The 19,280-nt window shown below is 68.4% G+C and carries 18 protein-coding genes; 6 read left to right on the forward strand and 12 right to left on the reverse strand.

Annotated elements, in window-relative coordinates; genetic code table 11:
- Window positions 1–295 precede the first annotated feature (295 nt).
- The 3 genes from ACIP9H_RS39000 to ACIP9H_RS39010 form a co-directional block, all read right to left on the reverse strand.
- A complete protein-coding gene (locus tag ACIP9H_RS39000) occupies window positions 296–469 on the reverse strand; it encodes a hypothetical protein (protein WP_401963655.1) in 174 nt (57 codons plus the stop codon).
- A gap of 482 nt (window positions 470–951) precedes the next feature.
- Window positions 952–1,644, reverse strand: coding sequence for an SMI1/KNR4 family protein (locus tag ACIP9H_RS39005; protein ID WP_401963657.1), 693 nt, complete (start codon window positions 1,642–1,644; stop codon window positions 952–954).
- Window positions 1,645–1,812: 168 nt separating this feature from the next.
- Window positions 1,813–2,133 carry a hypothetical protein gene (locus ACIP9H_RS39010; RefSeq protein WP_401963659.1) on the reverse strand — a complete coding sequence of 107 codons (321 nt, stop codon included), beginning with the start codon at window positions 2,131–2,133 and terminating at the stop codon, window positions 1,813–1,815.
- Window positions 2,134–2,449: 316 nt separating this feature from the next.
- On the opposite strand from ACIP9H_RS39010, the gene ACIP9H_RS39015 reads away from it, so the two are divergent.
- Complete coding sequence (locus ACIP9H_RS39015) at window positions 2,450–4,960, forward strand: Helicase associated domain protein (protein WP_401963661.1); 2,511 nt, start codon at window positions 2,450–2,452, stop codon at window positions 4,958–4,960.
- A gap of 263 nt (window positions 4,961–5,223) precedes the next feature.
- Here ACIP9H_RS39015 and ACIP9H_RS39020 read toward each other — a convergent pair whose 3' ends face one another.
- Window positions 5,224–5,622: a DUF4279 domain-containing protein gene (locus tag ACIP9H_RS39020; RefSeq protein WP_401963663.1), complete on the reverse strand. Its 399-nt coding sequence runs from the start codon at window positions 5,620–5,622 to the stop codon at window positions 5,224–5,226.
- 388 nt (window positions 5,623–6,010) lie between these two features.
- Here ACIP9H_RS39020 and ACIP9H_RS39025 point away from each other — a divergent pair, with 388 nt between their 5' ends.
- A complete protein-coding gene (locus ACIP9H_RS39025; protein WP_401597239.1) occupies window positions 6,011–6,211 on the forward strand; it encodes a hypothetical protein in 201 nt (66 codons plus the stop codon).
- 34 nt (window positions 6,212–6,245) lie between these two features.
- Here the strand turns inward: ACIP9H_RS39025 and ACIP9H_RS39030 are convergent, their stop codons facing one another.
- Both ACIP9H_RS39030 and ACIP9H_RS39035 read right to left on the reverse strand, forming a co-directional pair.
- Entirely contained in the window at window positions 6,246–7,184 is a 939-nt protein-coding gene (locus ACIP9H_RS39030) for a hypothetical protein (RefSeq protein ID WP_401597242.1), read from the reverse strand.
- 329 nt (window positions 7,185–7,513) lie between these two features.
- Window positions 7,514–7,864 (reverse strand): hypothetical protein, encoded by a 351-nt coding sequence (locus ACIP9H_RS39035; protein WP_401597245.1) that lies wholly within the window; start codon window positions 7,862–7,864, stop codon window positions 7,514–7,516.
- A 464-nt stretch (window positions 7,865–8,328) separates the two neighbouring features.
- On the opposite strand from ACIP9H_RS39035, the gene ACIP9H_RS39040 reads away from it, so the two are divergent.
- The gene (locus tag ACIP9H_RS39040; RefSeq protein WP_401963666.1) at window positions 8,329–9,105 is read left to right on the forward strand and encodes a hypothetical protein; all 777 of its coding nucleotides are present in this window, start codon (window positions 8,329–8,331) and stop codon (window positions 9,103–9,105) included.
- Between the two features lie 111 nt (window positions 9,106–9,216).
- Here the strand turns inward: ACIP9H_RS39040 and ACIP9H_RS39045 are convergent, their stop codons facing one another.
- The 4 genes from ACIP9H_RS39045 to ACIP9H_RS39060 form a co-directional block, all read right to left on the reverse strand.
- Complete coding sequence (locus tag ACIP9H_RS39045) at window positions 9,217–9,504, reverse strand: hypothetical protein (protein ID WP_401597251.1); 288 nt, start codon at window positions 9,502–9,504, stop codon at window positions 9,217–9,219.
- 249 nt (window positions 9,505–9,753) lie between these two features.
- Window positions 9,754–10,203: a transposase gene (locus ACIP9H_RS39050; RefSeq protein WP_401597266.1), complete on the reverse strand. Its 450-nt coding sequence runs from the start codon at window positions 10,201–10,203 to the stop codon at window positions 9,754–9,756.
- Between the two features lie 109 nt (window positions 10,204–10,312).
- Entirely contained in the window at window positions 10,313–11,563 is a 1,251-nt protein-coding gene (locus tag ACIP9H_RS39055; RefSeq protein WP_401963668.1) for a hypothetical protein, read from the reverse strand.
- A 618-nt stretch (window positions 11,564–12,181) separates the two neighbouring features.
- Window positions 12,182–12,916 carry a hypothetical protein gene (locus tag ACIP9H_RS39060; protein WP_401597257.1) on the reverse strand — a complete coding sequence of 245 codons (735 nt, stop codon included), beginning with the start codon at window positions 12,914–12,916 and terminating at the stop codon, window positions 12,182–12,184.
- A gap of 495 nt (window positions 12,917–13,411) precedes the next feature.
- Here ACIP9H_RS39060 and ACIP9H_RS39065 point away from each other — a divergent pair, with 495 nt between their 5' ends.
- The 3 genes from ACIP9H_RS39065 (at window position 13,412) to ACIP9H_RS39075 (ending at window position 17,683) form a co-directional block, all read left to right on the forward strand.
- Window positions 13,412–14,035, forward strand: coding sequence for a hypothetical protein (locus ACIP9H_RS39065; protein WP_401963670.1), 624 nt, complete (start codon window positions 13,412–13,414; stop codon window positions 14,033–14,035).
- A 1,024-nt stretch (window positions 14,036–15,059) separates the two neighbouring features.
- Window positions 15,060–16,577 carry a multicopper oxidase family protein gene (locus ACIP9H_RS39070; protein WP_401963672.1) on the forward strand — a complete coding sequence of 506 codons (1,518 nt, stop codon included), beginning with the start codon at window positions 15,060–15,062 and terminating at the stop codon, window positions 16,575–16,577.
- Between the two features lie 593 nt (window positions 16,578–17,170).
- The gene (locus ACIP9H_RS39075) at window positions 17,171–17,683 is read left to right on the forward strand and encodes a universal stress protein (protein ID WP_401963674.1); all 513 of its coding nucleotides are present in this window, start codon (window positions 17,171–17,173) and stop codon (window positions 17,681–17,683) included.
- A gap of 112 nt (window positions 17,684–17,795) precedes the next feature.
- Here the strand turns inward: ACIP9H_RS39075 and ppk2 are convergent, their stop codons facing one another.
- Both ppk2 and ACIP9H_RS39085 read right to left on the reverse strand, forming a co-directional pair.
- Complete coding sequence (gene ppk2 / locus ACIP9H_RS39080) at window positions 17,796–18,608, reverse strand: polyphosphate kinase 2 (protein ID WP_401963675.1); 813 nt, start codon at window positions 18,606–18,608, stop codon at window positions 17,796–17,798.
- A gap of 38 nt (window positions 18,609–18,646) precedes the next feature.
- Complete coding sequence (locus ACIP9H_RS39085; protein WP_401963677.1) at window positions 18,647–19,279, reverse strand: CBS domain-containing protein; 633 nt, start codon at window positions 19,277–19,279, stop codon at window positions 18,647–18,649.
- Between the last annotated feature and the right edge of the window lies 1 nt (window position 19,280).

Below are 19,280 nucleotides of genomic sequence, written 5' to 3' on the forward strand. Positions count from 1 at the left end.
CCCGCGGAGCGGGTTGCACATCGCTGCGCGATGTGCAAGCGAGAGCCCCCTGCTTCGCAGGGGGCGGCCGCCTCGCTGCGCTCGACAGTGAACCCCCGCACTTCGTGCGGGGTTGCCTCACTCTGTTCGGCCGGCCCTTCGGGCCGTGCGGGCTTCCGCTTCGCTCTAGCCCGTACGGGCACTAACGTGCCCTCAAAGTCAGGGTCGCTGCGCTCCCCTGACCGGCCTTCGGCTTCGCCTCCGGCCTTGGGGCCCGCTCACGCGGGCCCCGCCAGCTACAGCGTGAGGTGCCCGGCTATTCGGGCTGGGTCACCGTCAGAGCCCACCGGATGTTCTCGTTCGATGCATCGACTCCCGCGGTGAAGGACCCGAACTGCACCACGCCAGCATCCATGGTCACCGAACCCACGCCAGGGGTGCCGGCCGGGCAGTCCACGGTGAACTCGGCCAGCTGGGTCTCCTGTGTCATGGTCACCACCACGTTGCCTCCGCCTTCGCAGGCAACGGTGAGAATGGTCGGGAGTCTGTCCGAGGCTCCCCCTGATGCGATTCCCCCATCACCTCGCCGTTCCTCAACCCACACCAAACCGTCCGGGCCTGGATGCGGGAGAAGGCCTCCAGTCGCCGCAGGTGTTCCCGTGGAACCGGCATCGGTCGCACCAGCGACTCCTGCAGCCACCGCTATCGCTGGGCCGGTCCCTGCCACCGTCATGGCCGCCAGCACCGCGGCCACCGTGGCTCTCCTCATGCCCTTCACGCCTGCCCCTCCCTCATCACCTGTCATGACACGAGCATCCTGGCGCCAAGGACTGACAGCCGGGCATCAGTCGCACACAACCACGCAACCCCGGGGATACGGAAAGGTACGAAGGGCGGCCCGGCTCTGTTGTCATCTCCTGGTCGCCCGCGACCATCGACTGGAGTTCTACCGCCCTGCAGGGTGTGGCCGCATCAGCCGCGGTTGTGGGTTCCGTGCACAGCTGATGTGCCATCGAGGTGCTGCTCGGTACGCACGAGCCAACGCAGGTACCACTGCCCGAAGTCGTGTCCGGTCGGCACGATGCCGCCGTCCGCCGGCCGCACGTCATCCCAGACAGCACCTGCATGCGGGCCTGTCATGACGAGCAGTGAGGAGTAGCCGCAGCCTTGCTCGCTCAGGAAGACCACGCCCGCCTCTTGCGCGTCGTACAGCTCTTCGTAGCGCGTATCCCACGCAGTGAACGCCTGATGGAAGGCGTCATCGGTCGCATACGCCTCCGCCTTGGGCTCTTGTGCAACCAGTGCGTCAAGCTCCCTTTGCAGGGCCTCCACCACGAAAGGGCGCCCGGCAAGTTCGGCTGTGGTCGACTGCCCCGGGTGCACGAGTCCAACACCGCGCCACTGCCATCCACTATCGTCCAGGACCGGCGTCACCAGACCGTAGTCGGGGCCGGCGCCCCCGGCTCCCACCTGGAGCAGGAAGCCCCGGTATTGCGTGGGCAAGTCGACACCGACGGCCTCCTCCAGCGCCTGGAGCTGCTCCTCCTCCATAACCGGACCCAGCCGAAAGCCATGCCCACGGGCACCGAAAACCGACTCACTGTCCGGAAGCTCGCCAAGTCGCAGCACCCGGTCCCGCACTCCCGCCCACATGTCCCCGCTCATGGCAACACGCTACGACGCCCTCCCATCACACCACCATGGAATTCCTGCGGCCCCGGCACGCTCCGGACGACCGGCGGCTCCGGGGGGGCGAGCCTCACTTGATTCGGCCGGCCCTTCGGGTCGGAGCTGGCTCGAAGGAGCGGGGGCGGGGTGCCTTGCCCGGCCGGTTCAGAATTCGCGGTCGATCCCCGTGACCGCGGCCGGCCCCAGGGGCGCGGTCTGCTCGGTGAAGCCACTGTCACGCAGGGCGGTGGTGACCAGGCGTACGGCCTCTGTCTCGGCTTCGGTGCGGCCGGAGGCCTCCACTTCGAGGCGCACGGAGAACGCGTGACCGTCGTCCTGGACGGTGAGGAGACTCAGTTCCTCGCTTTCTCCGAGGTCGGTGTTCTTCGGGTCCTGCGGCCGCAGCTTCCGCTCGAACTCGGAGCGCTGGGTGTCGTCGATGCCCTGAACGAAAGTGCCGGGCACGGTGATGACGTAGGTGGTCACGGGAGTCTCCAGGAGGTCGGTATTCGAGCAGGATGCTGAGCTGTCTCATGGGGGTGCCCCGGATGGGGGTTTCGAATCTTCCGAGTCCTGGAGATGGAGCGTGGCTTGCGCAGCGCTGAGCACTGTGCAGGGGACCAGTTCTGGTTTGCGGGGCTGGCGTGGTGCGGTCGTTTCGTCTACTCGGCGCAAGTATGTGCGTCAAAATGATGGAGCCGCTAGGCTCTGGAGTCATACAGCACCCCCGGAGCACAGAGCGCCGGGGCTGGAAACCGTCCCGGGTTGGGGGATGACCAGACCCATGGTGACTATGGTGGAGATGGAATCCGTGAAGCCGAAAATGGATCCGCTGCCGCATCAGGTCGAGGCGTCTGATTCGGCTATGCGGGCCCTGGAATTGACTCCGGGGCGGGAAATGCCCGCGCAGGGTCTGCGGACGCAGGTCATCGCGGCGACCGGTTCGGGGAAGACGTTCATCGGGGTGTTGACCGCGCGGAAGTTGCGCGCGGGCCGGGTCCTGGTGCTGGTGCCGACCTTGGATCTGCTGGTGCAGATGGCGGCCGCGTGGCGGGCCGGCGGGCGTAACGGGGCGTTCTACGGGATCTGTTCGCTGCGGGCCGATGAGGCGCCGTTCGCGTGCACGACGGACGTGGACGAGCTGGGGGCGTGGACGCACGGGTTGGAGACCGTCACCGTGTTCGCCACGTACGCCTCGGTCGGGATGGGCACGCTCCAACGCGCGCATGCGGCGGGCCTTTCGCCGTGGTCGCTAGTGGTGGTTGACGAGGCACACCGGACGAGTGGTCGGGGTTCGAAGCCGTGGGCTGCGGTCCACGACAACGCGAAAATCCCCGCTGACCGGCGGTTGTACATGACGGCAACGCCGCGGGTGTGGGAGGCGCCAGAGGACAGCGGGGCGGGGCCGGTGCTGGTCGCATCAATGGAGGACGACCCGGACGGGTTGTTCGGCGCGGTCGCCTACAAGCTGACGCTCTCACAGGCCCGGGACCGGGGGCTGGTCGCGGCCTACCAAGTCGTATGCGTGGACGTCACCGACCCGGAGCTCCAGGCCGCGGCGCTGCTGGGGATGGAGTCCCGCTCCGACACCGTGCGCGGATCCCGGCTTGCAGCTCTGCAGACCGCTGCAGTGAAGACCGCCGCCGTGCGTGGCCTGCGCCGCATGCTGACATTCCACTACCGCACCAGTGAAGCGGAGGCGATGGCAGCCGGGGTGCCGGCCGTCGCCCGGCGCCTGTGGGAGGACGACCCAGAAACGTATGCGGAGCCGGACCGGGTCTGGGCCGACTGGCTGTGCGGGGAGCACTCCCCCACCCACCGGCGGGAAACCCTGGCCACGTTCGCCGACCCCGTCGGGGAAGGCGACGCCGGAGAGCTGGTGCCCATGCGTCTACGGCTGCTGAGCAGCGTTCGCGTCCTTGGGGAGGGCGTCGACACCAAGGGCTGCGACAGCGTGTTCTTCGGGGACGTACGCGGATCCGCCGTGGACATTCTCCAGATCGTCGGCCGGGCGCTGCGCATGCAGCCCGGCGAAGGCAAGGTCGCCAGCCTGGTCGTGCCGGTATTCCTCGCCCCCGGTGAGGACCCCGACGCCATGCTGACAAGCAGGGGGTACAACGCCTTGGCCAAGGTAATGGCTGCCCTGCGCTCACACGACACCGAGACCATCGAGCAGATCGCGGAGCAGCAAGCGCACAGCCGCGCCACGAAGCCGTCGGCTGCTGAGAGCGCATCAGCCAGCGGGGCGGGCGGCCTGGGCGGGGAGGGTGCGGAGCGTGGTGTCTCGGCTCCGGCGCAGGGTCTCTTGTCGTTCTCGGTGCCGCGTGATCCGGCGATCCTGGCCCGGTTCATGAGCCTGCGCGTGCTCCGGCCGGAAAACACGTACTGGCGTGCTGGAATCCAGGCCGCCACCCGCTACGTGAAAGAGAACGAGAATTTGAAAGTCCCGTATTCGTTCACGACTCCTGGGAACTGGGACCCCGCCGATTTCCCGCTGGGGACGTGGATTGCGGATCAGCGCAGGTTTTTCCGTGCGGGCCAGATGAAGCCCGCGAGGGCGGCCGCACTAGGCGATCTGGGCATGGTGTGGTCGCACTGGGACGTCGCCTTCGCCGAGGGACTGTCCGCCGCGAGGGAGTGGGCGGGCGAGCACGGGCACCTGCTGCCGCCTGCCACCGCGGTCTGGAACGGTTACCCCGTCGGCGTCTGGATGAAGAACCAGCGGACCGCCGGCAGGCTCGCCGACAGCATCGCTCAGCGGCGCGCGGCAGGACTGTCGGTCGGCTCCACCGCCGGAGCGCTGACGGAGGAGCGGCGGGATGCGCTGGAGGCGATCGACGCGTCCTGGTGCCCCATCTGGCCTGTGGCCTGGCAACGCTCCTACCGGTTGTGTCGCAGGTTGGTCGTGGGGGGCCAGGCGCTGCCCACCGTGCCGGGACAGGTGAGCGTGCAGGGCGAGGATCTCGGCGCGTGGGTCCAGGTGCAGCGCCTGGGGTGGAACCAGTTGCTGCCGGCGCAGGTCTGGATGCTGGAGAACATGCTTCTCCTCGACCCGGCAAAGGCCGACGAGAGGCCGCAGGCGCGCCGTACACAGGCCGACAAGTGGGCGGTCAACCTTCGCGCCGCCCGCCAGTTCCACGCCCGCGAGGGGGCCCTGCGGGTACCCCGGAAGCACGTCGAGGAGCTCATCGAACCCGACGGGACCGTCACCGAGGTCAAGCTGGGCCAGTTCCTGGACAACACCCGCCGCCGCGCCGACAAACTCAACCAGGAACGACGCCAGGAACTCGAAGCCCTCGGCATGCGCTGGTGACAGCCGTAAGCAGGGCCGCCTCATCGGCATCGAGGTGCCGGCAGACAGTTCAGAGCTGCCCGTCGTGCTGTCACCGGCGTCATGTCCGCGCCTTATCCGAGTGGCGTTAACGGTTTGGTATGGCCCCACTTTTCCGGTCTGAACTGGCCCCGGCTTGCTGCGACGGGCCCGGTCTGTAGTGGCCCCGCTTTGAAGGGGGCGGTGTCAGTCGTCGCTGGGTGTCATGTCGTATTCGTCGACATCCAGATCTGCGCCGGTTGCGGCTAGGAAGTCCACCACCGCGCGGTCCAGGTGCCAGCCGAAGAGGTTCGTGTCGTCCGGCGAGCCGGAGGGCTGCTCCTCATGCCGGTTGAAGTAGCGCTGGACCTGCAGAGTCGCGCCCCGGGGCCCTCCTCGGTTGCGAGACGGGTTGTCAGAGTGGTGAGCGCCTCCATGCGGGGCCGGAGTCTGCCGATGACCTGGTCGATCTGCTCATCGACTGGCAGGCCGGGCTCGCGGCAGAAAACCTTCCAGCAGTGACAGAACGGGATGGTGTGAGGTGGTGTGGTGAGACTCCCCCGCACCGTGACCTCGTCCGGTTCCACGCCAAGCAACTGGGTAATCTCGTCGGCAGTGGTGCCCGCGCTGGAGATCGCAAAGTAGACGTACTGAGTCAACGACACCCGCGGAGACTACCGACGCAGCCGCACGGCCGCCTGACTATCTCCTCGCCTGCTGCCTGGCTTTGGTTCGCGGAGGCGGTAGGACTCGGTGCCGGTCTCGATGATGGTGCCGTTGAAGGTGAGGCATCGACAATGGCCACGCAGAGCCGGGGTCGGTGAAAGACAGGTCAACCCAGGCCTCGCCGAAGCCGACCTCCGCTTCCATGCCGGGCTGATTGTGGCGGATCACGAACCCCGCTGAGGGTGCGGCCCCGGCGGCCTCGGCGATCTCCTGCCGGCACCGGTGGACGTAGTCCCACACGGTCGAGTAGGCGATCTCCGCCCCCAGCTCATGCTGAAGCCGGGCCAGGATCCGCTGGACGGTGTGCCGCAGCCTCGGCTGGTTCCCGTGTACGCACACCGGTTCCTTCCGGCGGGCCGCGGAAACCACGGACACCCCGTCCTGTCCATCTGGGGCACCGACATCATCTACTACGGCACCGACCTGGCCGAATACATCGACAACGGGTTCAACGAGGACCACGAATGGGACCAGGAGAAATGGAACCCGAAGGCGACTGTCCCTTTCTGGCAGGACTTCTTGAAGTAACCGGACCTCCTACCATCAGGTCTCCGACCCGGTCTCAGGTCCAGGGCCGATCCTGGCCGGCTGTCACCTCGCGTGCGATGCGGCGCCAGTGTTCCTCCCCGCCAGGTAGGGGCCAGGCCCAGGTCGGCTGTTCCGCGGTGTCCAGGTCGTGGAGGAGGCGGACGAGCTGTGGGCCGGCGGTGGTGGCGCCGTCCGGGACGGTGGGGCCGTGGATGGCGCGGAGTTCGGCGAAGCGGGCCAGTTCGTTCTCGTAGAAGCCCACGGCCTCGTCGATGCGCGCAGTGCGGTCATCGCGTGGCACCGTGCGGTGCAGCTGCAGCAATGGAGGATCGACGGACTCGGCTATCGCCGCGGCAAGTCGCGCGTGACCGTCCAGGATCAGATGGCAGTCAAGGCCACTGACCCACCACATCAGGACGGGCGGGAGTGTCCGTTCACGGGCCTGCTTGCGGTACGCCTTGACCCGGCTGTCGTCGGCATCGGGCATCGGCCGCAGCGGAAGGATCTCCCACGAATGATTGTGGATGAACCAGTCGATGTATCCGTTCGGATGACCGTCGACGAGCATGGAGCTCCAGTACTCGGCATGCGAAGTGTCGGCATGACGCCAGCGCCGAAGCGGGCTTTCGCACGAGAGCAGCCACCGGCCCTCGTGCAACGGGCTGTCCGGAGATTCGATGAGGTGCTGGGCAAAGCGGTGAGCCCACCGGTCCGGGCTGCCCGCCAGGGCGCGCCCCGCATCAGCGCGTAGTGGCGGGACGAAGGAGTGGTATTCGTCAGTGCGCCAGAAGTCCACGCCGTGGAGGTGTTCGTCGACAACGGCGAGCAACAGGGGCCGCGACAGTTGGGAGACCAGCAGCCGCTGCCCGGCGCTGAACACGCACAGTCCCGGCTGGTGACGGTCCTGTACGTCCAGGGACAGGCCGATCCACGTGCCGTCGTCCCGCGTGACATCGCTGCGCTCCACGCCCATGCCTCCGCCCCTTCCGTTCCCCCGCAGCCGCCCCTCTGAGGAGCCGCGGTGAGCGTAATCGACGAAGGCCTGACCCGGCTTCGTGCCCAGGGCGCCAGCAGGTGGTTCCCGGTTGGGCTGGGCTTGGTGCCGTGGCTCCGGCCACAGCGGTGGAAGGCTGGGCGCCAGCGGCGCCCCGCCGGTGATCCCGCCACCGGCCACAACGCGTCTCTTGCTGACCGGCAGGCCCGGCCGCAGCCGCTCCCACTCGACATCCGTCAGATCACCCCGCCCGAGGTCCACATCAAGGAGCTGGACACCGAGTGGTCATCAGCGCGACCGGACAGGTCCTAGCCGGATGGTCGAATCGCCGCAAAGCGTGCGCTCATGGTGAGGCCAAGGTGGTTGACAAGGCCGTATCCGGGCTGGTCCGGCCACGGCAGACTGAAGAGGAACGAGGTGACAATCACCTGGGTCACCTCCGGGGCATCGAGCCGAAGCTGCTCTTCCAGGAACCGCAGCGTGACACGCCAGTCCGTCTCCTCCCCGCCGAGGAACGACGCGACGGTCTCCTGAACGACATCCCAGAAGAACACATGGGGCAGGACACCGTCCTCGTTGACGACGTGAGCATCAAACAGGTCCTCGAAGCCCGGCGAGGCCGCCACCAAGTCCCGCACCAGCTGAACATCCCGCCCCACAACACCCTCCCTGGCATCCCCACCCGCTCCGAACGTGATCGGCCGGACAAATCCGGAGGGCCGGCCGACCCAGCCACCGCGGTTCTCACCTCACGCTCCCGGAACCTTGCTGCCGCGCGGCGGGCGCGCCGAGCGGGGCGCAGTCCGGCGCGTCAGCGTGACCGTACGTCGGCCGCGTCCGGCGGAGCCGGACCAGGATCGGACCAGTTCGATGATCTGTGTGTCCCGGTCGACGTGCCTCCCCCGCCCGTCATTTCGGCCTCCGTGTCGGCGGTGCCCGGCGGCCTGTGCGGACGCATGCGCCGGGACGGCCACGGAATCCCCTCTCTTCGGCGCCAGCCGAGCCGTCTTCGGGGCTGCTGTGGCCCTTGGCGGTCGGCCGTCTCCACCAGGCCAGCGCCTCGCCCCGCCCCGCCCAGGCGACGGGCCGTCGGCCTGAGACGCTCCAGTAGGCTGCGCCGGCCATGGATACGAACGCCGAACCCGAGCAGACCCGACACACCACGAACGGTGCTGGTCCGCCGATCCGGCAACTGTTCCGGGACGTCATTGCCGACCGTCTGCCCGGTCGCAGGCCGCCCCAGGCGGCGATGCTGTTCGACGGCGAGGTCGACCCCGACTGGGACGACCGGCGCTTCCTCGGCGACTTCTACAACGAGATCCTCCACCAGGACACCTGCCAACCCGCCACCGCTGACGGCCTCGTCCTGCTCGCGGCCCTCGCCGCCGACGACCGGATTCCCGCCCGACACCGGTTCCAAGCCGTTGGCCTGCTGTTCAAAGCTGCCACTGTCGCTGAGCGCCATCTCGCCGCGACCTGGCCGGCCACCCCGCAGCATGCCGATCCCGACAGTGAGGCCCGAGCCAGCAGCGTGGTCCAGGCTCACGTTCCAGATCTGCTGGCACGCTGGCCGGCCGAATGCCCAGCGGTCCGCCTCGCCATCGCCGGACTCGCCGTGGTCTGCCCGACAGACCTCACCCTGCCCGCCCTGACACCGCGCCTACGGACCTTCACGCACCAGCACCCCCAGGGCACCGACATCGGCGATTACGTACGGTTCGTCCTCGTCCTGGCCACCCAGGACGAGGACCAGATCCTCACAGTGACCGAGAAGCTCACTGACGCCTACTGGACGGGAACAGCGCGCGCAGTGCCAACACGGCCACGAGCCCTCCACCTCCTCGGACAGATGCTGAACAAGGTCGGAATCGGACTCACCCGAGCACCCGCCGGGCAATGACGCACCGCGCGTCGCTCGCGCTGTTGTTTCTCGGTTCTGGCACAGATCTCGGGGACCGGTAACAGAAGGTGACGGTGCTGTTCGACTGAAGGCACACGGGTCCGGGGTTCGTCAGCGTTCACGCATCCTGGTCCACCACCAGCCTTCCATTGCCCACTCGATGTTGTTGGGCTCCGGCAAGGTGCGGCGCTCGAATTCCTCATCGATGTGCGTGACCAGTCGCCCCAAGTCCCTTTTGGCTCCGGGAGGAAGGAGTCGCATCGCGCACTCCAGGTCGTCCCGGGCATCTTCCACCTCCATCCCGGGCGAAACGGCCTCGGAGGCGTTCAGACAGCGCCCAGGCTGCTTGAAGGCCCGCTCAAAGCGGGAGAGCGCATCGGCGACCGTGTTGGGCCACATGTGCTGGTCTTCGACCCGGCGGATCGCTGCACGAGTCTGCGCGGAGACACCGCGGACTCTCAGGACCGGATACCGCCATCGTGGCCGCCACCGCTCTGCACGGACGGCCCTGGGACGCCTACGCGGCATCGCCCTTTCGGATCAACATGAGGTCATACTGCCGCGGCTGGACATCCGTACGGACCCCTGTAGCAGCCAATGTTCCTATTCCCCAATTCTCGCGCAGGTCTCGGGGAGCGTCTCGAAGTGTTACTGGAGCAGGACCATCTTGCGGAGTAGTCCGAATCCGGCTCGCCCGTAGAGCTGCCGCTTGATCTTCTTGATGCGGTCGACCGCGCCCTCGATGCTGCCGGAGCTCCAGTCGAGAGTCAGCCCGGCCGTCACGGCGTCGAGGTCTCGAAGCAGGTGGAGTGCAGAGCCTGTGAGGCCGGGAAGCCGGCTGGCGTCCACTGCGTCGATCCAGGTGGGGAGTGTGGAGTCGAGCCGGTCGGCGAGCATCTCGCCGAAGTCGCGGACGTGTTCCGCCGCCTTGTCCAGTTCGGGGCAGCGGGCCAGGACCTCCTTCAGGCCGGCCCGCTCTTCCTCGGTCAAGGTAGCGGGGTGACGGGTGAGCCGGCCTGTCACCTGCCTCACCGTCGGCGGCCGGGGCGGCGCCTCGGCCGGAGCCCCGCGGAAGGTGGCGATGTAGGCGCGGACCATGCCGCAGGTGACCGGGGCGTGCTCGGGAACCAACCCTGTCGCGCCGAGCAGCCATGCCGCTCTTGCGTTCCTGAGCGCTCCTTGGCTCGCTGCGTGGTGCTGCGGTGCTTCAGGCGGTGCGGTGCGCTCCGACGAAGGACTGCAAGTCTTCCTGCGTGTGTGGAAGGCCGAGGTCCCGCAGCCGGTCGGCGGACGAGCGGATGAGCCAGGCGTGCCGGTGGCCGGCGAGATCGCCCAACAGCTGCTGCTGCGCCGCTGTCAGGTCGGCGTAGCGGGGTGCGGGGTGCGGCTGCGGAGCGGGAAAGAGCTCCTGGATCGCCCTGCGGGTGCGGGAGCCGTAGTAGTCCCAGACGATGCGGGGCAGGCACACGTCGAGCGCCTCGCGCACAGCGGCCGGGTCCGAGCCGGGCGGCAGGGCGTGCAGGGTGCGCTCGATGTGGCCGTGAAGGTCGCCATCGCAGTAGTCGGTCACGCGATCGAACGGGCTGCGGGCAGCTGCGGTGAGTTCGGTGACAGTCCGGCTGAGCAGGCCGGCGCCGACCGGGGTTGCGTCGAGGCCGGCGAGACGGATCAGGGCGGTGGCCGCGGCCCACCGCATCAACGGATCTGCGGCATCCAGGTACGGGGTGATGTCCTCGGCCGTGGAGGAAGGTCCGACGAGGCCGGCGGCGAGCAGTGCGGTGGCCGCGGTGACCGGGTCCGTGTCTTGTGCGGCAAGGGCGAGGAGGCGGGGCAGGGAGGTGGTGGAGAATTCGGGGAACCAGGCCAGGAGGTAGGCGATCCGGGTCCGCAGTCGTGCGTCATCGTCGTCGAGCAGGGCGAGAAGGCCGGGGAGTTCGGCCAGGACGGCGTCGTACGACTGGAGTGCCGACCACCGGGAGTCGGGCGAGTTGCCGGCGGCCACCCAGTCCCGCAGTTCCTGCAGCTGTGCGCGCCGGTCGGCATCCGTTGCGGCGGCCAGCTGCTCCTCGTACCACGGCAGGAGCTCCTGCGGTCCGCCCTCCGCGGCGGCCGCACGCCATCCGGCCACGTTGATGCCGGTGGTCACGTCGTACTCGTCGTGCCAGTCCACGGCCAGGCGGGTGAGCAGCCACATCGTGTCCTCGCGGGCGGCCGCGGGGCCCGCGACGGCGATCCTCGCGAGGAACGGCACGGCGACCGGAGAGGCCGAATAGCGGCTGCCCTGGTGAAAAATGCTGTTGAACAGGCTGCTGAACGCCTGTTTGCGCGCCTCGTCGTCGCTCCCGCACAGGGTGCGTATATGCCCGGGAACGTCATGCGCCGACTCGTAGGCGTGGGACAGGCCGGCCCAGTTCACATCGTCCAGCCCCGCCAGCAGCTTCTCGTACTCGTTGATCATCGAAGAAGGATCGCAGGAGGCACTGACACAGCCTCCCGGGGCACAGCAGCGACTGGTCCCGCCCGAGCGGCACCGGTCCACAACGTGCCGCAGGTGGGGAGGCGCAGTGAGCAGGTCTGAGGAACCTCCACGCAGCCGGTGGGGAAATTCATGGCTCTGACCGGATTCGCGTGATGGGTAAAGGTCGAGCAGTGAGTTCCCGCGCTGCGGCATGATGACGGCATGGGCGATCAGGCTTTCGAATGGGTGACTCTCTTCCGCTACGAGAACGTTGCCGGCTGCCCGCGGCCGGGCCAGCTGACGGCGGATTGACTACGGGACCGAGGTATCGACTGGTGCCCGTTCGCCGAAGACGAGGTCAGGGTTGACCTGGTGTGCGGCGTGCGTTCGGACGGGCACTGGCACGGTACGATCGCTGTTCGCTTCCGTGCCGACACTCTTCGGCGGCTCGGGCTGCATCCCGACCAGCCGACGTCAGCCCCGGCGGACCCGCCGCCTGCGAAGTGGTGGGGACCGTGGACGCGGTGAGCTTCGAGGTTCTGACCGCAATTCCGTGAAAGCCCGGGTCGGACGGTGAATGCAGGAACGTTCACGCGGGGCACACAGAGCCTCGGCCCGTCACGGGATCCAGCCGGCCACCACACGCTCGGCCACCGAGAAGTCGGTCCCGCAGTCCGGACAGGCGGCTCGCCCGAACAGGTGGCGGACGCCATGCGCCAGGCCCTCCTGGCCGTCCGCCATGGCCCGCGTGAACAGTCTTCGGGGCAGCCCTTCCAACTGCTGCGTCAGCGCCGGTCGGAGGGGTGACTTCTGCACGTCTTGCAGCGCGTAGTCGTCGGTGCAGCAGAAGGAGTCGTCCTGTCCGATGACGACGAATACGTTGACGCCGCAGTAGGGGCAGTCGACCTCGTACTCCCCGGCTTGCAGGCCGTCCAGGGAGCGGTCCCAGATCTCGACGCCCTCGAAGGAGAGCAGGGCCTGCAGCAGGTGCACGTATTCCTCGGCCCCGGCCGTCTGGCTCAGGCGGCGATCGGTGAGGTCGTGCAGGACCGCGATCGGCGCCGAGAACACCGCCAGCGGGCTGTCGGGATCGGACGTCCCGGGCGCACAGGAGGCGACGGCTCCCGCCGCCAGCAGCACCTCGCCCAAGGTCTCCCGGCTGCAGGCGGTCGCGATCTCGGCCAAGCGCGCAAGTGCCGCGAAGCCGGCGGTGCAGGCAGTGTCCAATTGCGGACACAGATGGTCCATCAACTCGGACCACACACCACTCGGATCGGCCTCGAACCGATCCAGCAGAGCAGGAACGTGCTCTGCCGAACCGCACGCGTCGGTGAGTTCCGACCACTGCGTCATACGTTCATCCAACCAGGCGACTCCGGACGGGCCGCACCGGGCCGAGAGACTCCAGGATCCTTCACGGAACTGCGGTCAGAACCGATGCCGGACCGTCCCGTCGCCCTGGCCCCCTCGATGCGAACCACAGGCATGACGGTCGCTGAGGAGCACTGAGAGCTGGGCTGGTCGGCAGGTCGGGGGCAGTTCGTGACGGTCGGCTGCAGTCGCAGCGGTTGCTGAACCTCACTGCCGTGGCGCCGCCGGCGTGACCGACTGGCACCGGACCCGCTGCCGGTGGCCTCTGCCCACGTGCGTGACGAAGAGAGCCCGGCCGGACAACGCCAGAGGTCCGCAGTCGAAGGAGGGTGAGCACAAAGGGGTCCCCCGGAGCCTCCTGGGGAGGATGGCGCGGGCCATGGACCCCGCCCCCTCACCACATGGGCTCAGGCCGTCACGACCAGCAGTCTGTCAGTGGGCCAGTCGATAATGCCGGTCATGGCAGATCGCAGTCCGGTGCTCCGGATCATCACCTCGGCGGCGCGGGAGTCCCTGAAGCCGCTCGGCCTGACCCGGCGTGGGCGGTCGCGGCTGTGGATTGACGATCACGGGTGGTGGCTCGGGGTTGCGGAGTTCACCCCGTCGCGGATTGCCGGCAGCGGTTTGCACGTCGGTGCGATGTGGCTGTGGCACGACGTGGACCACTTGGCCTTCCACGTGGACGCAGTCCGTGTCGGCTCCGAACTGTTTCGCACCCCGCACCAGTTCACGCCGCTGGCACTCGAACTCAACCGGCAGGCGGCTGCGCACGTGACCGCGCTGAGGGAGAGGTTCCCGGCCCTGCCGGACGTCGCCCGGTACCTGATGTCCAGGCCGGTGCGACCGGGATACTTCTGGGACAGCTTCGACGCCGGGATCGCAGCCGCCCTGGTCGGCGTTCCGGACACAGCCCGCGATCACTTCGAACGAGTCCTTAGAGAAGACCCGCTGGCCCCGTGGATGGTCCAAGCCCAGGAGAAGGCCAGTGAGCTCCACGCGATCGCGGCAGATCACGACGCCATGACCGCCTGGGTCACGCAGGCCGTCGACTCATGCCGGAACAAGCTGAACCTGGATCCCGTGCCCCTTGCGATCATCTGAACGGACCCGCTTCCGCAGGGCTGCCGGTCGCCACGTGCAAGCGGAACGGGCGAGCCGGCTTCGCGGGAGTCAGGTGAGGCCGAAACCCAGGCAGGCTGCCCGGCCCACTGCTCCGGAACAGCGGTGGCAATCCGCGCCATCGGGGCGTCCCGGGGTGGGCACGGTGGTACGGCGGGAGCACGGGCGCCATCCAGGAGGGGCGGACGGTTCTACGTCGTTGAGGACGGTCAGGTCCCTGACGGGGCTCCGCACGACGACTGCGTTGTGGAGCTGGGACGATGCTGCCAGCTCACCGCCCTGTCAGGACCAAAAGGCGTCGGTGACGATGATCCGAGGTCCGGCGTGGCAGCGGATGAAGGTACAGATGAGCCATCCACGACCGCCGGCGAGATCAGCAATGCGGGGCCCGCCGGGGTCCGTACCCCCCAGAGGCTGGGCCACGACACCCGCTCGGAGCACCTCGCCGACGCAAGGTCCCCGCACGCACACCACACTGGGACACACACAATGGTCGACGGGACGGGCAGGCGGCGGTGTGGTTACCAGGCGGCGTGTCATCCAGACTGTCGTGGCCGGAGGGGCCTTCGCTCTCCTCCCGGAACGGAGCGGGAGCGCGCCGTCGCCACTGCAGGTGCCGCTGACCGGCCGCACCGCACTGAATCCGCAGCGGATCGGGAAGTACGAGAGACCTCTGGTCATCCCCCCGGTGATGCCGCAGTCGGAGCGAGCCCCGGGAGCAAGGGTCGATCACTACTCCATCGCGGTTCGCCAGTTCCGCCAGCAGGTGCTGCCTCCCGGGCTTCCCGCGACGACGGTGTGGGGATACGGCTCCTTGCACCACCCCGGTACGTTCCACTACCCCGCGTTCACCATCGAGGCGCGATCCGGGACGCCGGTGCGAGTGCGGTGGGCGAACCAGCTGTACAACCGGACAGGCCGTTATCTCCCGCACCTCCTGCCCGTCGACCCGGCACTGCACTGGGCGAACCCGCCGGGTGGAACCAGGGGGCGGGACGGACACGGGATGTTCCACACGACACCGGAGCCGTACCGCGGCCCGGTACCGATCATCACCCACCTGCACGGCGGCCGGAACACCGAGGAGAGCGACGGGTACCCGGAGGCCTGGTATCTGCCCGACGCCGTTGACGTCCCCGCGGGGTACGCCCGCGTCGGAACGTTCTACGACGAGTTCCGGCACAAGGCCGAAGCCGCCTACGGCGCTGTATGGACCGAGGGAGATGCCGTCTTCCAGTACGCCAACGAGGAGAGGGCGGCGACATTCTGGTTCCACGACCACGCTCTGGGCGTGACGAGGCTGAACGTCTACGCCGGCCTGGCCGGGTTCTACCTTCTGCGGGGTGGTCCCGCGGACCTCCGCGAAGGCGTCCTGCCCGGCCCTGGGCCCCGGCCCGGGGACCCGCCAGGCCGCAGCTACCACGAGATCCCGCTCGTCATCCAGGACAGGTCGTTCCACACGGACGGAAGTCTTCTCTATCCCGGTAGCCGCGTTGCCTTCGACGGATTCAAAGGACCCTATGTGCCCGAGAGCGACATCCCACCGATCTGGAACCCGGAGTACTTCGGCGACACGATGGTGTCCAACGGCAGGACCTGGCCGGCGCTCGATGTCGAACCCCGTCGGTACCGCTTCCGCGTCCTCAATGGCTGCAACTCGCGGTACCTGATCCTCAAGGTCGTCACCGACCCGCTCGCCCGCCGACCCGCCAACCCGTCCCTCGCCTTCTGGCAGCTGGGAAGCGAAGGAGGCTTCCTCCCGTCACCTGTCGAGCGCGAGCAGTTGCTCCTCGCGCCCGCGGAACGCGCCGACGTGGTCGTCGACTTCACAGCGGTGCCCGTCGGCACGGCCTTGTACCTCATCAACGAGGGTCCGGATGCCGCATTCAAGGGCGGAACGGCGGGAGCCGATTTCGCAGCAGCCGACCCGGCGACCACCGGGCAGGTCCTCCGATTCGACATCCGCCCTCTCACCTCACCGGACACGAGCGTGCCCCCGGAGCATCTGGCGCTGCCCGCACTGGAGCCCCTCGGCTCGGCCGACCGCACACGCCGGCTCTCCCTCAACGAGCAGAGCTCCGATCTCCTTCCGCACTCCGGGCCCCGGCAGCTTCTGCTCGGGACCGTGGACGACCGGGGTAAACCGGTCCCCATGCGCTGGAACGAGCCCACCACGGAGAACCCGGCCCTGGGGTCGACCGAGATCTGGGAGATCCACAACTTCACGGCCGACGCCCATCCGATCCACATCCACGAGGTCCAGTTCCAGATCGTCGACCGGCAGAAATCCGGCCAGGAAGCCGCCACTCCCCCGGAGGCCTGGGAACGCGGCTACAAGGACACCGCCATCGCCTATCCGGGCACCGTCACCCGGCTCAAGGCGACGTTCGACCGGCCCGGTCGCTTTGTATGGCACTGCCACATGCTCGAACACGAGGACAACGAGATGATGCGGCCCTACGTGGTCGGACCGGCTCGGAAACGGCAGCAGCACCCGTCGGCCGGACCCAAAGATCGTGTCTGACAACTCCCGGTTCGTGCCTGACATGCTCGGAAAGCCGTACGCACTCAGCACACCCTCCCTGCTCGGACCCGTCCCTTCCGCGGGCGTCCCTCGGCGAGAGGGGTGATGCAATGCCACCGGTTGGAGGCTGGGCCACGCCGGATACGGGCGTTTGGGTGATCATCGGGATCGGCAACGTGTTCCGGCGCAACGACGGCGTCGGCTGGGCCCTCATCGAGACGCTGCGTGACGGGACGGCGGGAGTGCCGTTGCCGCCAGGTACGAAGTTGCGGGAGTCCGCCGGAGATTCCGCACACACTCCCGTCGGACTGTCGTCATCGACGCCTGTTTCCCGTCCGCCGCCCGCGCGGCCGGACGGCCCATACGCAGGCCGGCATGTAGCCGGGAACGTCAGTGCCGGGCAGTACCTTTCCCGGGGCCGGACGGCCCATGGCCGGAGGCCGTCGCCATTGCGGCTCCGCGGGTGCGCGCACACGCTGGTACGTGGGGCGCGGCGGGGTCCGGCAATCCCGCCGCCACGACCAGGCAGCAGGCCTGACCGGCGCCCGTGCTCGTCGCGGGCGCGCGCTGGAGGAAGTGACCTCGAAGGAGGCATGGTGGACACGCAGCGGGACGACAGGCCGCGGATCGTCGTCGGCGTCGACGGTTCGTCGTCCTCGATGGAGGCACTCGCCTGGGCGGTGAGGCAGGCGTCGCTGATGGACGGTGTGATCGACGCCGTGATCGCTTGGGAGTACCCCCAGTTCTACGGTTCGTTCGGGTGGATGCCCCCCGCGGGTCAGGATCTGCGACTCGACGCCGCGGCAGCGCAGGTCATCGACGACACCATCGCCCGCGTCACCGGGGCGGAGCCGGCAGTGGACATCCGTAGCCACGTCGAATACGGCACCCCGGCCCGTGTCCTGCTGGCGGCGGCCGAAGGTGCGTCGTTGCTGGTGCTCGGCAATCGTGGGCACGGCGGGTTCGCCGAAGCACTGCTGGGATCGGTGGGGCAGCACTGCACCCAGCACTCACCGTGTCCGATCGTCATCGTCAGGGGGCAGGACCACTCGGCCGAAACCGTGCCGTCGGCCGCGGACCACCGCCGGCCGGCACGGGACCGATGACCGGCGGACGTCTCCGTGCCCCGGCGCCCGGCGCCGGAGAGGGCCGGTACGACGGTGCCGCTCGTGCGGTCCGTTGCGGTCACCGGTGCACCCCATGCCGCCGGCCTGTACCCTACTCGCGCAGATCGGCCGTGCGGTCCGGCACGAATGTCTGCAGGTCGCGCGGCGGCCGCTGATAGCCCGTCGAAGGCGGCCGGCTCGGCAACTCGACCGTGGAGAGCGGGACCTCCTCGTAGGGGATGCTCGACAAGAGGTGCGCGATCATGTTGATGCGGGCTGCGCGCTTGTCGTCGCTCTCGACGACGTACCAGGGGGACTCGGGGATGTCGGTGTGCACGAACATCTCGTCCTTGGCACGTGAGTAGGCCTCCCAGCGTGTGATGGACTCCATGTCCATACCGGAGAGCTTCCAGCGACGGGTCGGATCGTCAAGCCTCGCCTTGAAGCGCTGCTCCTGGACGGCGTCGCTGACGGAGAACCAGTACTTGCGCAGCAGGATGCCGTCCTCGATCAGCAGCCGCTCGAAAATCGGGCACTGGTGGAGGAACCGTGCGTGCTCTTGGGGTGTGCAGAAGCCCATGACGTGCTCGACGCCGGCGCGGTTGTACCAACTGCGGTCGAAGAGCACGATCTCACCGGCTGCCGGGAGGTGGTCGACGTACCGCTGGAAGTACCACTGGGTGCTTTCCCGTTCGGTTGGCGCTGGGAGAGCGGCGATGCGCGCGATGCGCGGATTGAGATGCGCCGTGACCCGCTTGATCGTGCTGCCCTTTCCCGCCGCGTCCCGGCCTTCGAAGACAACGACAAGCCGGTGGCCCCCGACCCGCACCCACTCCTGCAGCTTGACCAACTCGATCTGCAGGCTCAACAGTTCCCGATCGTAGGTAGCTACAGACAGGCGGGCCGGCCGCTTCTTGTCACCCATCTCCCGGTCCCCTCACTTTCCCGGAGCGCCCACGACTGTCAGTCCCACTCGACGTCCACGACGCCCTCCACCGCGCGGGCGAGGCGGGCGGCAACCGGCACCGGGTTGGTGTCGCGCGGGGTGCCGGTGAAGCGGACGACGCCTTCTTTCACGTCCGCACGTACCGGCGACGGCTCCCCCGGGAACAAATACGCCACCACTTCACGGCGCACCTCCTCCGCGATGTCGTCGTCGGGCCGCAGGAAGACCTTCAACAGGTCACCCCGGCTGACCACACCGCGCAGGATTCCCTCGCTGTCGGTGACAGGGAGGCGTTTGACGCGGCGCTGTGCCATGGCCCGTGCGGCCTGGGCGAGCGTGGTGTCGGTGTGGACGCACACGGCGGGGGCGCTCATGAGCTCCTCGGCGGTCACCGCGCCGGCCTTGGCGAGTTCGGCGAGATGGCGCATCTGCTCGGCCCGCGTCGGGTCGCTGTCGCGGTACTCCTCCTTGGACAGCAGGTCCGCCTCCGAGACCACCCCGATCACCCGGCCGTCTCCCTCCAGTACCGGGACGGCGCTCACTTTCCACTTCGCCATGGTCTCGACGATCTCCTTGAACGAAGCGCCGCGGGCGACGGCCACCACTGTCCGTGTCATGACGTCGCTGACGATGTGCGGGCTTCCGTGCACG

The sequence above is a fragment of the Streptomyces sp. NPDC088732 genome, assembly GCF_044751205.1.
Taxonomy (GTDB): Bacteria; Actinomycetota; Actinomycetes; order Streptomycetales; family Streptomycetaceae; genus Actinacidiphila.

Excerpts from the sequence above, each read along its gene's own strand:
- ACIP9H_RS39000 (WP_401963655.1), bottom strand. The coding sequence starts at position 469 with ATGACACAGGAGACCCAGCTGGCCGAGTTCACCGTGGACTGCCCGGCC.
- ACIP9H_RS39005 (WP_401963657.1), bottom strand. The coding sequence starts at position 1,644 with ATGAGCGGGGACATGTGGGCGGGAGTGCGGGACCGGGTGCTGCGACTT.
- ACIP9H_RS39015 (WP_401963661.1), top strand. The coding sequence starts at position 2,450 with ATGGAATCCGTGAAGCCGAAAATGGATCCGCTGCCGCATCAGGTCGAG.
- ACIP9H_RS39030 (WP_401597242.1), bottom strand. The coding sequence starts at position 7,184 with ATGGGCGTGGAGCGCAGCGATGTCACGCGGGACGACGGCACGTGGATC.
- ACIP9H_RS39040 (WP_401963666.1), top strand. The coding sequence starts at position 8,329 with ATGGATACGAACGCCGAACCCGAGCAGACCCGACACACCACGAACGGT.
- ACIP9H_RS39045 (WP_401597251.1), bottom strand. The coding sequence starts at position 9,504 with ATGTGGCCCAACACGGTCGCCGATGCGCTCTCCCGCTTTGAGCGGGCC.
- ACIP9H_RS39050 (WP_401597266.1), bottom strand. The coding sequence starts at position 10,203 with ATGGTCCGCGCCTACATCGCCACCTTCCGCGGGGCTCCGGCCGAGGCG.
- ACIP9H_RS39055 (WP_401963668.1), bottom strand. The coding sequence starts at position 11,563 with ATGATCAACGAGTACGAGAAGCTGCTGGCGGGGCTGGACGATGTGAAC.
- ACIP9H_RS39060 (WP_401597257.1), bottom strand. The coding sequence starts at position 12,916 with ATGACGCAGTGGTCGGAACTCACCGACGCGTGCGGTTCGGCAGAGCAC.
- ACIP9H_RS39070 (WP_401963672.1), top strand. The coding sequence starts at position 15,060 with ATGTTCCACACGACACCGGAGCCGTACCGCGGCCCGGTACCGATCATC.
- ACIP9H_RS39075 (WP_401963674.1), top strand. The coding sequence starts at position 17,171 with ATGGTGGACACGCAGCGGGACGACAGGCCGCGGATCGTCGTCGGCGTC.
- ppk2 (WP_401963675.1), bottom strand. The coding sequence starts at position 18,608 with ATGGGTGACAAGAAGCGGCCGGCCCGCCTGTCTGTAGCTACCTACGAT.